Source organism: Brachybacterium paraconglomeratum, assembly GCF_003994255.1.
Lineage (GTDB): Bacteria > Actinomycetota > Actinomycetes > Actinomycetales > Dermabacteraceae > Brachybacterium > Brachybacterium conglomeratum.
Genome location: NZ_ML133852.1, coordinates 316634 through 330156, shown reverse-complemented (window position 1 = coordinate 330156; position 13523 = coordinate 316634). Strand labels below are relative to the sequence as shown.

Below are 13523 nucleotides of genomic sequence, written 5' to 3'. Positions count from 1 at the left end.
CTCAGTCCAGGGAGAGGGAGCGGGCGGTGAAGCGCTCGCCGCGCTGCTCCACCACGAGCGGCAGCCCGAACGTCCTCGTCAGGTTCTGGGAGGTGAGGGTCTCGGCGATGGGGCCGGCGGCGACCAGGCCGCCGTCGCGCAGCAGCGCGACATGGGTGTAGCCCGGCGGGATCTCCTCGACGTGGTGGGTGACCAGCAACGTCACCGGGGTCGCGGGGTCCTTCGCGAGCCGCCCCAGGGTGCGCACGAGCGCCTCGCGGCCGCCGAGGTCCAGGCCCGCCGCGGGCTCGTCCAGCAGCAGCAGCTCCGGGTCGGTCATCAGGGCACGCGCGGCGAGGACGCGCTTGCGCTCGCCGGTGGACAGGGTGCCGAAGTGGCGGTCCGCGAGGCCGCCGACGCCGAAGGCGGCCAGCAGGGTGCGGGCGCGCTCGAGGTCGACCTCGTCGTAGCTCTCCCGCCACCGGCCGACGACGCCGTACCCGGCGGTGACCACGACGTTCTCGGCGGTCTCGTCGGCCGGGATCGTGTCGGCGAGCTCCTGGCTCGCCAGGCCCAGCAGTGGGCGCAGCTCGAAGATGTCCACGCGCCCCAGCTGCTCGCCGAGGATCTCGACGGTGCCGGAGGTGGGGTGCAGCCGTGCCGAGAGCAGGCGCACGAGGGTGGACTTGCCGGCGCCGTTGGGGCCGAGCACCGCCCACCGCTCCCCCTCCCCGATCCGGAGGGTCACCTCGTCGAGGATGGTCTTCCCGCTGCGGGTGACGGTGACATCGGTCAGGGAGGCTGCTGCGACGGACATGGCCCCGAGCCTATCGCCTGGGCGCCCTGGTCCGTGGTCGGCCCACCGGGCGCGTCGGCCCCTGCCTAGACTGGCCCGGTCCGACCCCGACCTGCTGGAGGTCCCTGTGGCGCACCGTCCCGTCTCCCTGCTCGCACCGCGCGGCTCGGTCGCCGCCGACGACCTCCGCGAGGGCATCGACGCGCTCCTGGCGGACCACGACGGCGACGTGCCGCTCGAGTTCCCCGCCGACGTGCTCGCCGCCGCCGAGAAGGCCGCGGGGCGTGACGCCGCGGCAGGCGGTGCGGACCGACGCGATCTCACCGACGTGCCCTTCGTGACCCTGGACCCGGCAAGCTCCACGGACCTCGACCAGGCGATGCACCTGGAGCGCACCACGGAGGGGTACCGGGTGCTGTACGCGATCGCGGACGTGCCCTTCTTCGTCGACCTCGACGGCGTGATCGATCATGAGGCGCGGCGGCGCGGGGAGACCCTCTACCTCCCGGACCGACGCATACCGCTGCATCCCGAGGTGCTCTCCGAGGGCGTCGCCTCCCTCCTGCCGGAGCAGACCGCGCCCGCCTTCGTGTGGGAGCTGACGCTGGACGAGCGCGGCGAGGTCGTCGGGATCGGGCTCGAGCGGGCGCTGGTCCGCTCCGTCGCGAAGCTCGCCTACGACCAGGTGCAGCAGGAGCTCGACGCCGGGCAGGGCCATCCGATGATGGTGCTGCTGGAGGAGATCGGCGACCTCCGCACCGCGCTCGAGGCCGAGCGCGGTGGGGCGAGCCTGAACGTGCCCGAGCAGGAGGTGGTGGCCGAGGAGGACCACGTGCGCCTGACCTGGCGGAGCATGAACCCGATCGAGGACGCGAACGCGCAGCTCTCGCTGATGACCGGCATGGCCGCGGCGAGCCTGATGCTCGAGCACGGCGCGGGGATCCTGCGCACCATGCCGCCGGCGGAGCAGCGCGCCGTGGACCGCTTCCGCCGCCAGAGCCAGGTGCTCGGCGTGCCCTGGCGCGAGGGCGTGGAGTACGGGGAGTTCCTGCGCTCCCTGGACTGGCGCGAGCCGACCCATCTCGCGCTGCTGAACCTCGCCACCTCCCTGTTCCGGGGCGCCTCCTATGCGGCGTTCACCCGTCCCGAGGAGGTGCCCGAGGACCCGGTGCAGGCCGCGATCGCCGCGCCCTACGCCCACACCACCGCCCCGCTGCGCCGCCTCGTGGACCGCTTCGTGCTGCTGGTCTGCCTGGACCATGCGCAGGGCCGCAGCCCCTCGCAGGAGCTGCTCGCCGCCCTCGGCGAGATCCCCGAGGCGATGCAGTCCACCGGCGCGCAGGCCGGGAACCTCGAGCGGGCCGCCCGCGAGCTCGTGGAGACCGCCGCGCTCGTCGCCTGGCAGGGCGAGACCTTCGACGCGACGGTGATCGAGCGGCGCGAGGCGAGCGAGGGCAACGGCAACGGGTCCGGCGCCCCGCTGCGCGTCGAGGTGCAGCTGACCGATCCGCCGGTGACCGCCTGGGTGCCGATGGACGCGGAGGTCGGGACCGTGGTGCGGGTACGGCTGGAGACGGTGGACGTCCCCGCGCGGCGGGCGGTCTTCGTCGCGGCCGACGAGTCGAGCGCGGCCGACGACGAGGCGCCCGGCGGCGAGGACGGAGCCGGCTCGTGAGCGAGGCCGCTGCCGGGCGTGATCTCGTCGCCCTCCCCCGGGCGGCGGTGCTGATGCTGTGGACCGCCGCCTACCTGCGCGGCGATCTCGGGCCCGACGACGCCGCCCGGATGAGCCACGGCGTGGGCCGCTCCGGACCCTCCGGCGAGGGCACGGACCTGTTCGAGTGGATGACGGCGCTGCGCCGCCTGCCGCTCGCCCAGCTGCGTCTGGTGCTGCCCGCCCCCGGCCGGCTCGCGGGCCTCGTCGGCCCGCCTCCGGTGGTGCCGCTCGCCCTCGAGGCGGAGCAGGCGATCATCGTCACCGGCGCCGGGATCGCCGATCACACCCTCGTCCCGGTGCTGAGCCCGGTCGAGGTCGAGGGACGCGAGGTCACGGCGGTGACCTGGGTGAAGGTCGAGGCGCCGCTCGGGGCGCAGGTCCCGCCGGCGGCGACCTCGGGCAGCGCCCGCGAGGAACTGCTGCGCGCGCTGCGGCGCACGGCCGAGGGGAGCGTCGACCTGGACCTCGTGCCGGAGGAGCCGGTCGAGGCCGCCCGCATCCCTCCCACCTGGATCTGCACCGCACTGCCTCGCCACGTCGACGGGGCGGCCGCGCACCTGCTGGTCCTCGCCTCCCGCACCCTGCTGCTGACCCGCTCCGAGATCGAGGAGGGCCACGGCCACACGATCGACCTCTCCGAGGCGCTCGCACGGAGGGGCCTGCTCGACGAGCTGCACGAGGCGGCGCGCGCGGCGCTGGTCGAGGCGATCGAGCGGATCGTGCTGGACGAGCTCGGCTGAGACGGGCCGCCCCGGCGCACGCCGGGACGGCCGGGGCTCAGGCGGTCAGCGCGACTGCTCGATGACGGTGCGGTAGACCTCCAGGGTGCGCTCCGCGATCGAGGTCCAGGAGAAGTGCTCGGCGGCCCGGCGGCGCGAGGCCTCGCCCATCTCCTTCGCCCGTGCCGGGTCCGAGACCATCCGCACCAGCGCGTCGCGGGTATCGGCGATGAACCTCTCCGGGTCCACGGGGGTGCCGGTGCCGTCGCTGAGCTGCTCGAGCTGGACCAGGTAGCCGGTCTCCCCGTCGGCGACGACCTCGGGGATCCCGCCGGTCGCGGAGGCGACCACGGGGGTGCCGCAGGCCATGGCCTCGAGGTTCACGATGCCGAGCGGCTCGTAGATGCTCGGGCACGCGAAGGTGGTCGCGTGGGTGAGGATCTGGGTCAGCTCGTGGCGCGGCAGCATCTCGGTGATCAGGTGCACGTTGCCGCGGGTGGTGGACAGCTCCCTGACGAGCCCGTCGACCTCCTGGGCGATCTCCGGGGTGTCCGGGGCGCCGGCGCACAGCACCACCTGGTAGTCCTCGGGCAGCTCGCGCACCGCCCGCAGGAAGTAGGGCAGGCCCTTCTGGCGGGTGATCCGGCCGACGAACACGATCGTCGGCGCCTCGGGGTCGATGCCGCGGGAGGTCAGCGCCGAGGTGTCCTGGTTCGGGGCCCAGGAGTCGATGTCGATGCCGTTGTGGACCACGTGCACCTTGGCCGGGTCGACCGAGGGGTAGGCGCGCAGGATGTCCTCCCGCATCCCGGCGGAGACCGCGATGACCCCGGCTGCGCCCTCATAGGCGGTGCGCTCGGCGAAGGAGGAGACGCGATAGCCGCCGCCGAGCTGCTCGGCCTTCCACGGGCGCAGCGGCTCGAGGGAGTGGGCCGAGAGCACGTGCGGCACCCCGTGCAGCAGCGAGGCGACGTGCCCGGCGAAGTTCGCGTACCAGGTGTGGGAGTGGACCAGGTCCGCGCCGCCGCAGTCCGCGGCGATCAGCAGGTCGGTGCCGAGGGTGGACAGGGCGGCGTTGGACCCCTCGAGCTCCGCGGGGGTGCTGTAGGAGCTGGTGCCCTCCTCCTCGCGCTCGGCGCCGAAGGCCCGCACCCGCACGTCGATGTGCGGGCGCAGCACCTTGGTGAGCTCGGCGACGTGCACTCCGGCACCGCCGTAGACCTCCGGGGGGTACTCCTTGGTGAGCAGATCGACGCGCATGGGGGTTCCTTCTCCTTCGTGCCTCGGCGCGGGGCGCCCGACGCAGACCGGATTGCCCGTTCCGCCCGGTGTGCCCACGCTCTCGGGGATGTGCGTGACGAGTGCCACGATTGGACTATCCTCGCACCATGTCGTCCCAAAAGGTCCTCGCCATCGTCCTCGCCGGCGGCGAGGGGAAGCGGCTGATGCCGCTGACCCTCGATCGGGCAAAGCCCGCGGTGCCGTTCGGCGGCATCTACCGCCTCATCGACTTCGCCCTGTCGAACATCGTCAACTCCGGCTATCTCAAGATCGTCGTGCTCACCCAGTACAAGTCGCACTCGCTGGACAAGCACATCGCCCAGACGTGGCGGATGAGCTCGCTGCTGGGCAACTACGTCGCGCCGGTCCCCGCGCAGCAGCGGATGGGCAAGCACTGGTTCCGCGGCAGCGCCGACGCGATCGCCCAGTCGCTGAACCTGATCCACGACGAGAAGCCGGAGTACGTGGTCGTCGTCGGCGCCGACAACATCTACCGCATGGACTTCTCGCAGATGCTGGACGCGCACATCGAGTCCGGCCGCTCCTGCACGGTCGCCGCGATCCGTCAGCCGATCGAGCTGTCGGACCAGTTCGGCGTCATCGAGACCGATCCGTCGGACCCCACCGCCATCAAGGCCTTCGTCGAGAAGCCGAAGGAGACCGAGGGCCTGGCTGACGACCCCTCCTCGGTCCTCGCCTCGATGGGCAACTACATCTTCACCGCCGACGCGCTGGTCGAGGCCGTCACCCGCGACGCCGAGGACGACTCCTCCAAGCACGACATGGGCGGGGACATCGTCCCCTCGTTCGTGGAGAACGGCGACGCGACGGTCTACGACTTCATCCACAACGACGTGCCGGGCTCCACCGATCGCGACCGCGACTACTGGCGCGACGTCGGCACCCTGGACGCCTTCTACGACGCGCACATGGATCTGATCTCGATCCACCCCGTGTTCAACCTCTACAACGACAAGTGGCCCACCTTCACCGGGCACCGCAACGCGCCGCCGGCGAAGTTCGTCCACGCCGGCCCCGGCCGCGTCGGCTCCGCGGTGGACTCCGTCATCTCGCCCGGCGTGGTCGTCTCCGGCGCCTCGGTCTCCAGCTCCGTGCTCTCCCCCGGGGTGCGCGTGAACTCGTGGTCGACGGTCTCGGACTCCGTGCTGATGGACGGCGTCACGGTGGGTCGGCACTGCCAGATCCACCGCGCGATCATCGACAAGGACGTGGTCGTCCCCCCGCGCACCCAGATCGGCCTGGACGCCGAGAAGGACCGGGCCCGCGGCTGGGTCGTCACCGACTCCGGCATCACCGTGATCGGCAAGGGCACGGTCATCGAGCCGTGAGCGCCGCAGTTCCCGGGACCACGACGACCTCCCTCGCGACGGGGCTGCTCGTCTCCGACGTCGACTCGACCTTCCTCACGCAGGAGGTGATCGAGCTCGTCGCCGATCACGCCGGCGTGCGGGCCGAGGTCGAGGAGATCACCACCGCGGCGATGCGCGGCGAGCTCGACTTCGCCGCGTCACTGCGGGCGCGGGTGGCGCTGCTGGAGGGGCTCGACGACTCGGTGCTCGCCGAGGTGCGCTCCTCGCTGGTGCCGACGCCCGGCGCGCTCGAGCTGGTGCGCCGCGCGAAGGCGGCCGGCTGGGCGACCGCGCTGGTCTCCGGCGGGTTCCACGAGGTGATCGATCCCCTCGCCGCCGAGGCGGGCATCGACCACGTGCGGGCGAACCGCTTCGAGATCGCGGGCGGCCGCCTCACCGGGAAGGTCTCCGGCCCGATCATCGACGGCGCCGCGAAGCGCGCCACCCTCGAGGAGCTCGCCGCGCGGCACGGCGTGCCGGTCGCGCGGATCGTGGCGATGGGCGACGGGGCGAACGACCGCGAGATGCTCGCCGCCGCCGGCACCGGCATCGCCTTCCGGGCGAAGCCCGCGCTGCGGGAGATGGCCGACGTGGTGCTGGACGGGGAGTCGCTGCTCGACGCCTGGCCGCACCTGGAGGCCGCGGCCTCCCGCTGAGCGGCTCCGGACAGCACAGCGCCCGCCCCACCGCGACGGTGGGGCGGGCGCTGTCGCGTCGGCCTCAGGGGCGGACGATGGTGTGCAGGGTGAGCGCGTCCTCGCCGAGCGCCTCCCAGTTCTCCAGGGAGCCGGAGAGCACGGACATGGAGCCGGTCGGCATGCCGATGCGGGCCTGCGCGGTCGCCCCGGCGTCGGAGTCGTCGTCCGCCAGCAGCGCGCTGAGCGAGGAGATGGTCGGCTCGTGCCCGATCACCAGGACCACCGCGTGCTTCGGGGCGACGCCCCGGACCAGCGAGAGCAGCTCCGAGGGGCCGCCGGAGTAGATCTCCTCGTGCGAGGTGACCTCTCCGTCGAAGTCCGTCATCTGCGAGCGGACGCCCTCCCAGGTCTGCGCGGTGCGGGTGGAGTCCGAGACGAGCACCCGAGAGACCTCCACGTTCTGCGCGGCGAGGTACTCCCCCACCAGTCGGGCCTGGGACTGTCCGCGCTCGGCCAGCGCACGCTCGTGGTCGGGCTGGCCGGAGCTGTTCTCCGCCTTGCCGTGGCGCATCAGGAGCAGCAGACGACTGGCGGGGTCGGAGGAGGACATCGGGGTGGGTTCACACCTTCACGGTCGGTCGGTTCGGGACGGGGATCAGTGTCCCATGCCCAGGCCGCCGTCGACGGGGATGACGGCGCCGGAGATGTACGCCGCATCGTCGCTCGCGACGAACGCCACGACGCGGGCCACCTCCTCCGGGTCCGCGAAGCGCCCGGCGGGGATCGCCTTGCGGTAGCTGTCCTGGAGGTCCTCGGAGAGCTGCTGGGTCATCTCGGTGTCGATGTAGCCGGGCGCGACCACGTTCGCGGTGATGCCGCGGGAGCCGAGCTCGCGGGTGAGCGCGCGGGCGATGCCGACGAGACCGGACTTCGAGGCCGCGTAGTTGACCTGCCCGGGCGAGCCGTACAGGCCCACCACGGAGCTGATCAGCACGATGCGGCCCTTCTTCTTGCGCACCATCGACTTGATCACGCGCTGCACCGTGCGGAAGGCGCCCGTGAGGTTGGTGTCGAGCACCGTCTCGAAGGACTCGTCGCTCATCCGCAGCAGCAGCTGGTCATCGGTGATGCCGGCGTTCGCGACCAGCACCTCGATCGGTCCGTTCTCGGCCTCGACGGCCTTGATCGCGGCGGTGAGGCTGTCGCCGTCGGTGACGTCGGCGGCGACGGTGAGCGCGCCCTCGGGGCCGCCGGTGCCGGAGCGGCTGGTGACCGCGACCTTGTCGCCGCAGCGGAGGAACTCCTCCGCGATCGACCGGCCGATGCCCCGGTTGCCTCCCGTGACCAGGACGCTGCGGGGCTCGGGGGTGCTCTCGGTCATGCGGACTCCTTCGTGTCAGGGGCGGCGGACGCGGTGTGTCGGCACGCGGCAGGGACGCCGCCCGGTAGGGGTGTGTGCTCTACGATACGGGGCGAGAGAGTGTCGGGACCCGAGGGGGGACCCGGCCCCGCCCACAGCTCCGGAAGGTGCCCCACGATGGCCTATCGCTTCAATCCTCCGCCGAACTGGCCGATCGACGATCCGCAGTGGAGCCCGCCTCCCGGCTGGCAGCCGGATCCGTCGTGGGGCCCCGCGCCCGAGGGCTGGAACTTCTGGGTCAGCGCCGAGGACGCCCCGGCGGCCCCGTCGGCCGCGCCGGAGCAGGCTCCGGCCGAGCAGCCCGCTCCCGCGCAGGAGCCCGCGCCGGTCGAGGACGACGCGACGCGGCTGAGCGCCGGCGATGATGCGCAGACGCATGTGGCTCAGCAGCCGGAGCAGCCCGTGACCACCGCGTCCGAGCCCGCGGCGGACGCCCAGGATTCCTCCGCCGGCCAGGATGCTGTCGCCGGCCAGGATGTTCCTGCCGGCCAGGATGCCGCCGGCCAGGACGCCTCTGCCACGCAGGGCGCCACCGGCCAGTACGGCGCGATCAACCCCTACGGCGCCGCTCCCAGCGGTGGCGACGCCCCGCAGGGCGCGCCGTCCGGCGAGCACGCCGACGACACCCGCGGGCGGCATGCGGCGGAGCCCGTCGACCAGGGGGCGCCCGCACCGGTGCCCGCCGACGAGGGTGCGCCGGCATCTGCGCCCACCGGGGCCGATGCGGCGCAGCAGTCCGCGCCCTCCGACGCCGAGGACGCGACGCATGTCGCGGGCACCGATCCCCGCACCGCCGGGACCGACTCCGAGGCCGCCGGCGCCGTCGGCGCGACCGCCGGGACTTCCGGGGCCTCGGAGACCGCCGAGTACGCGGGGCCCGACCTCGAGGCGGGCCTCGCCCAGCAGGCCCCGTACGAGACCGCCGAGCCGGCGCCGGGCGCGGGCCAGGACGCCTCCGCCCAGGGCACGGACCACAGCGGTGCGGGCTGGGGTGCGGCAGCGGCCGGGGGTGCTGCCGTCGGCGGTGCGTACGCCGCCCAGAGCTCGGCCGACGCCTCCCAGGGATCCGCCGACGGCGGTGCCCCCTCCGCCCCCGACTACGGCCAGGCCCAGGGCCAGGGCGATGCCGCGTCCGGCTACGGCCAGGGCTCCGCCGACCAGGGCTACGGACAGGCGCAGGCCGGCTACGGCCAGGCCTCCCCGGCCCAGGGCTACGGCCAGGCCTCGGCCGACCAGGGCTACGGCCAGGCCTCGGCCGACCAGGGCTACGGCCAGGCCCCGCCCGCCGACTACGGCGCCCAGGGCTACGGCCAGGGATCGCCTGCGCAGGGCTACGGCCCCGGCTCCCCCGCCCAGGGCTACGGCCAGGGCTCCCCCTCGACCGACTCCGGGGCAGCATGGACCGCGTCGACCGGCGCAGAGCCGCCGAAGAAGGGCATCGTCCGGCGCTTCTGGTGGGTCGGCTGCATCCTCCTGATCATCATCGCGCTCGTCCTCGCGATCATCGGCGGCGTGTTCCTGCTGAACCGCGGCGGCGACGAGCCGACCGGCGGCGGCGACCCGACCACCTCCCAGGAGGAGACCACCGACGGCGGCGAGGAGACGACCCCCGAGGAGACCACCGACGACGAGGCGGAGGAGCCCGAGCCGACCCCGACCGACCTCGCCACCATCGACCCCTCCGCGAAGCCGGTCGAGATCGTGGGCACCGACGGCACCGGGACGCTCGCCGTGCACATGACCTACACCCCCGCCGACAAGCTCCCGAGCGAGTACGGCGGCACCGTCGAGCCCGGCGAGCAGGGCGACTACCTCGTCCTCACCGCGAAGCTCACCGTCACCGAGGGCACCTTCGACGGACTGAACCCGCAGCAGTTCACCGTGATCACCCCCTACGGCGGCGGCATCACGCCGTCGAGCGAGACCTACGGGCTCAAGGGCTCCGGGGCCGGCTTCTACCCCGAGAACGGCTTCGTGGCCGGCGACGAGTACACGATGACCATGCTGTTCGACGTCAAGCGCGCCGGCGACCTCAAGCTGGAGTTCGACTCCTACTCGGACACCTACTCCTGGGACGTCCCCGCGTGACCTCTGCACAGCGCTTCAACCCGCCGCCGAACTGGCCCGAACCCCCGCATGACGAGTGGGTCCCGCCGGCGGACTTCCGGCCCGGCCCCTCCTGGGGGCCGGTGCCGGCCGGGTGGAGGCTCTGGACGGACGACCGATCCGCCCCGCAGGCCGCGGCGCCGCTGCAGGACTCCGAGGACGTCCCCGCCAGCGGCGCCCGCCCCCGGGCGCGGGTCGAGCAGTACCCGGTCTCCGTCCTCAACCCGGGGATGTGGACCGAGAACCATCTCCAGGACGAGGACTACGGCTTCCCGCCGGCACAGCCCCGCAAGGACCGGCCGCGGCTGCGGCTGGGGATGACCATCACGGTCACGGCCCTCGGCCTGCTGCTCACCGCCGCGACGGTGATCCTCTTCGTGCAGCTGGTGCAGTTCGGGATCGAGGACCTCACCGGCGTGCTCGGCGAGCAGGCGAGCAATCTGCACGGGGCCGGGCACGCGATGTCCGGTGAGCACGGGACGGGCGCCGCGGCACCTGATCGCGGATGACCGACCGCTCCGCCCGTCGCCGCATCCTCTTCTCCCGCGACACCCTCCTCGGCCTCGTGGTCGTGCTGCTGCTCGCCGCCGTCTGCGTGTCGCTCGGGCTGTGGCAGTTCGGCCGCTTCGAGGACAAGCGCGACCGCGCCGCGGTCATCGAGGAGAACTACGACGCCTCTGCCGTCCCCCTCGCCGAGGCGATGCCCGATCCTGCTGCCCCGCTCCCGGACGCGCAGGTGTGGACCCCGGTCGAGATGCAGGGCAGCTACTGCACCGATCCCGGCTGCGTGCTCTACGTCCGCAACCGCCAGCTCGGCGGCGAGGTCGGCTTCTGGCAGCTGGTCCCCTTCCGCGGCGAGGACGGCACCACGCTGATGATCGTGCGCGGCTGGGTGCCCGAGGACGCCGACGCCAGCTCCCCCGCCGACCCGGCGCCCGTCCCGGAGGGCACCCTCACGGTGACCGCCCGTCTGCGGACGGCGGAGCCGGTGCTGGACCGGGTCCCGCCGGAGGGCCAGGCCCACTCCGTCAACCCCACCCAGATCGCCTCCCAGCTCGGCCTGGACACTGACGCCGTGGTGATCGGCGCCTTCGGCGAGCTCGCGCAGGAGCAGCCGGCCGCGGACCGGCCGCAGCCGCTCCCGGCACCGGAGACGGGCCTCGGACCGCATCTGTCCTACGCCTTCCAGTGGTGGATCTTCGCGCTGTTCTTCCCGGGCGCCCTGATCTTCCGCCTGCGCCGCCAGTTCCAGGACCTCGCCGCGGAGGAGGCCGAGACCGCCGCAGGGGCCACGCCCGGCGAGGGCGACGACGATGCTGCGGTCGCCATCGCCCCGTCGGACCCGCACGCCGCCGCCACCGCCCCGGCGTCCCGGACCGCCGCGCGGACCGGCGCACGGGACACCGCAGACCATCGCCCCCGACGCGCCGTCCGCGCGCGTCGACGGGGCCAGGACGAGGAGGAAGAGGATGCCCTCATCGACCAGCAGCAGCCCTGAGCGGCACGGAGCGCCCGCCTCGCGCTTCCTGCCCGGCCCGCGGCCGCGCCGCATCGCCCACCGGGGCCTCGCGCTCGAGGCGCCGGAGAACACCCTCGAGGCGTTCCGCGCCGCCCTCGACGCCGGCGCGGACATGCTCGAGACCGACACCCGCGCGACCCGGGACGGACTGGCCCTCGCCGTGCACGACGAGGACCTCGCCCGCATCGCCGGCGACCCCCGCCGCATCGACGAGCTCTCGGCGACGGACGCCGGCGCCGTGCGGCTGTCCGGCGACCGGCCGCTCGCGATGCTCGAGGACGTGCTGGACGCCTTCCCGGACGTCCCGCTGAACATCGACGTGAAGAGCCCCTCCGCGATCGGTCCCGCCGTCGCCGCGATCGCCCGGACACGCAGCGCCGACCGGGTGTGCCTGGCGGGCTTCGACGGCGCCGTGGTGCGCCGTGCGGTCGCCACGCTCCGCGCCGCGACCGGGGTCACGGCCGTGCGCAGCCCCTCCCGGGGTGTGATCGGCCGCTTCCTCGCCGCCCGTGCGCTCGAGGCCCCGCTCGCCGTCACCGATCGGCTGCTCGCCCCCTACGGCGCGCTGCAGGTGCCGGAGACGTTCAAGGGGATCCCGGTGGTGACCCGGGACACCGTCGCCGCCGCGCACCATGCCGGCTGCGAGGTGCACGTCTGGACCGTGGACGAGCCTGTGACCATGCAGGATCTGCTGGTCAAGGGCGTGGATGGTATCATCACCAATCGCGTCGACCTGCTCTCCGAGCTCCTCGACGACGCCTGACCCGCGAGGGCCGTGCAGCTCCCGGGAAGAGATCCGGCCCCGCAGGCGTTGACACCTCCGGGTGTCGCCGAGCACGACACCCCACAGACCTTCCGGACGGCACACCGTCCGGCCCCGTACCCCGGCAGGAAGCGAGAACCGCATGAACAGCCGCAGCCTGCGAGGCACCCGACTGGGCTCCCTCTCCATGGAGACCGACGAGGGCGTCCTCGCCGCACCGCGCCAGGAGGCAATCTACGACTGCCCCAACGGCCACCACATCGTCCTCCCCTTCTCGGTCGAGGCGGACGTCCCGGCCGTGTGGGAGTGCCGCTGCGGCCAGACCGCGGTGCTGCGCGACCACGAGAAGCCCGAGGAGAAGCCGGGCAAGCCCGTGCGCACCCATTGGGACATGCTGCTCGAGCGCCGCAGCGAGGAGGACCTCCAGGTCCTGCTCGACCAGCGCCTCGAGCTGCTGCGCGCCGGCAAGCTCCACCAGCGCCGCAACCTCTGAGCCCTCCAGCTCATGGGAAGAGCCCCCGCACCGCCGATCACGGCGGTGCGGGGGCTCTTCCCATGGGCGGTCTCGCAGCCCGGGTCACTCCGGGGAGGGCGGGTCCTGCACGATCATCGGCGGGACGGCGCCGTCCTCCCGCCGTCCGTCGGCCCCGCCGGAGGCACCGCCGGTGCGGCGGTTCTCGACGATGATCTCGCCGTCGATCACGCCGCTGCCGGAGCGGCGGTAGAGCACGGTGCGAGCCTGCTCCGAACCGCTGCCCAGCCCCATCGCGGAGACGGCGCGCTTCTGCACCGGGGTGAGCAGCAGCACGAGCGCGGCGAGGTCGGTGAGCAGTCCGGGGAAGAAGAACAGCAGCGCCGAGAGCATCGTGAAGGCGGGACGCGAGAGGTGGTCCTGCACGTCGCCGCTGCCGCGCACGGCACGGAACAGGGAGCGCACACGCACGAAGGACTGCTGTCCGACGGCGACCAGCAGCGCCACGCCCACGAGCCAGCCCACCACGACGATTAGCACGGACCACCACAGGCTCGTGTTCACGCCGATCAGCACCAGGATCGCGAGCTCGAGGAGGCCCACGACGACGATCGCGAGCGGGATCGCGCTCGCGCGGCGCGAGCGGCGGCGGTCGGCGGGGTCGGTCGGGCGCCCGGAGGCCCCCGGGGTGCTGTGGGGCGAGCTCGTCACGGCGGTTCCCTTCCTGTGCGAGGAGACGGCCA

Annotated in this window: 14 protein-coding genes; 9 read left to right on the top strand and 5 right to left on the bottom strand. The window is 73.4% G+C overall.

What is annotated here, in order from left to right:
• Nucleotide 1 precedes the first annotated feature (1 nt).
• The gene (locus tag DS079_RS05630) at nucleotides 2-796 is read right to left on the bottom strand and encodes an ABC transporter ATP-binding protein (RefSeq protein ID WP_126985575.1); all 795 of its coding nucleotides are present in this window, start codon (nucleotides 794-796) and stop codon (nucleotides 2-4) included.
• A 106-nt stretch (nucleotides 797-902) separates the two neighbouring features.
• Between DS079_RS05630 and DS079_RS05625 the strand changes: the two genes are divergently transcribed.
• Together DS079_RS05625 and DS079_RS05620 are read left to right on the top strand one after the other, a co-directional pair.
• Complete coding sequence (locus tag DS079_RS05625; RefSeq protein ID WP_126985573.1) at nucleotides 903-2450, top strand: RNB domain-containing ribonuclease; 1548 nt, start codon at nucleotides 903-905, stop codon at nucleotides 2448-2450.
• Nucleotides 2447-3232, top strand: coding sequence for a hypothetical protein (locus DS079_RS05620; RefSeq protein WP_126985571.1), 786 nt, complete (start codon nucleotides 2447-2449; stop codon nucleotides 3230-3232). The genes DS079_RS05625 and DS079_RS05620 overlap by 4 nt, the downstream gene beginning before the upstream one ends.
• 45 nt (nucleotides 3233-3277) lie before the next feature.
• On the opposite strand, the gene glgA is transcribed toward DS079_RS05620, so the two are convergent.
• Nucleotides 3278-4471 (bottom strand): glycogen synthase, encoded by a 1194-nt coding sequence (gene glgA / locus DS079_RS05615; protein WP_126985569.1) that lies wholly within the window; start codon nucleotides 4469-4471, stop codon nucleotides 3278-3280.
• A 128-nt stretch (nucleotides 4472-4599) separates the two neighbouring features.
• On the opposite strand from glgA, the gene glgC reads away from it, so the two are divergent.
• Nucleotides 4600-5841 carry a glucose-1-phosphate adenylyltransferase gene (gene glgC, locus DS079_RS05610; RefSeq protein WP_126985567.1) on the top strand — a complete coding sequence of 414 codons (1242 nt, stop codon included), beginning with the start codon at nucleotides 4600-4602 and terminating at the stop codon, nucleotides 5839-5841.
• Nucleotides 5838-6518, top strand: a complete 681-nt coding sequence (gene serB, locus DS079_RS05605) for a phosphoserine phosphatase SerB (protein WP_126985565.1) — start codon at nucleotides 5838-5840, stop codon at nucleotides 6516-6518. The genes glgC and serB overlap by 4 nt, the downstream gene beginning before the upstream one ends.
• A gap of 64 nt (nucleotides 6519-6582) precedes the next feature.
• Here the strand turns inward: serB and DS079_RS05600 are convergent, their stop codons facing one another.
• Together DS079_RS05600 and DS079_RS05595 are read right to left on the bottom strand one after the other, a co-directional pair.
• Entirely contained in the window at nucleotides 6583-7110 is a 528-nt protein-coding gene (locus DS079_RS05600) for a SixA phosphatase family protein (RefSeq protein ID WP_126985563.1), read from the bottom strand.
• A 45-nt stretch (nucleotides 7111-7155) separates the two neighbouring features.
• Entirely contained in the window at nucleotides 7156-7881 is a 726-nt protein-coding gene (locus DS079_RS05595; protein WP_126985561.1) for a beta-ketoacyl-ACP reductase, read from the bottom strand.
• A gap of 156 nt (nucleotides 7882-8037) precedes the next feature.
• Between DS079_RS05595 and DS079_RS05590 the strand changes: the two genes are divergently transcribed.
• The 5 genes from DS079_RS05590 to DS079_RS05570 all read left to right on the top strand — a co-directional run bounded on the left by DS079_RS05590 (nucleotide 8038) and on the right by DS079_RS05570 (nucleotide 12801).
• Nucleotides 8038-10008, top strand: a complete 1971-nt coding sequence (locus DS079_RS05590; RefSeq protein ID WP_126985559.1) for a hypothetical protein — start codon at nucleotides 8038-8040, stop codon at nucleotides 10006-10008.
• The gene (locus DS079_RS05585) at nucleotides 10005-10535 is read left to right on the top strand and encodes a hypothetical protein (protein WP_126985557.1); all 531 of its coding nucleotides are present in this window, start codon (nucleotides 10005-10007) and stop codon (nucleotides 10533-10535) included. Before DS079_RS05590 ends, DS079_RS05585 begins: the two co-directional genes overlap by 4 nt.
• A complete protein-coding gene (locus DS079_RS05580) occupies nucleotides 10532-11524 on the top strand; it encodes an SURF1 family cytochrome oxidase biogenesis protein (RefSeq protein ID WP_126985555.1) in 993 nt (330 codons plus the stop codon). The genes DS079_RS05585 and DS079_RS05580 overlap by 4 nt, the downstream gene beginning before the upstream one ends.
• Nucleotides 11496-12308, top strand: coding sequence for a glycerophosphodiester phosphodiesterase family protein (locus DS079_RS05575; protein ID WP_126985553.1), 813 nt, complete (start codon nucleotides 11496-11498; stop codon nucleotides 12306-12308). The genes DS079_RS05580 and DS079_RS05575 overlap by 29 nt, the downstream gene beginning before the upstream one ends.
• Nucleotides 12309-12450: 142 nt before the next feature.
• Nucleotides 12451-12801, top strand: coding sequence for an RNA polymerase-binding protein RbpA (locus DS079_RS05570; RefSeq protein ID WP_010551569.1), 351 nt, complete (start codon nucleotides 12451-12453; stop codon nucleotides 12799-12801).
• An 84-nt stretch (nucleotides 12802-12885) separates the two neighbouring features.
• On the opposite strand, the gene DS079_RS05565 is transcribed toward DS079_RS05570, so the two are convergent.
• Nucleotides 12886-13491, bottom strand: coding sequence for an FxsA family protein (locus DS079_RS05565; protein ID WP_126985551.1), 606 nt, complete (start codon nucleotides 13489-13491; stop codon nucleotides 12886-12888).
• Nucleotides 13492-13523 lie beyond the last annotated feature (32 nt).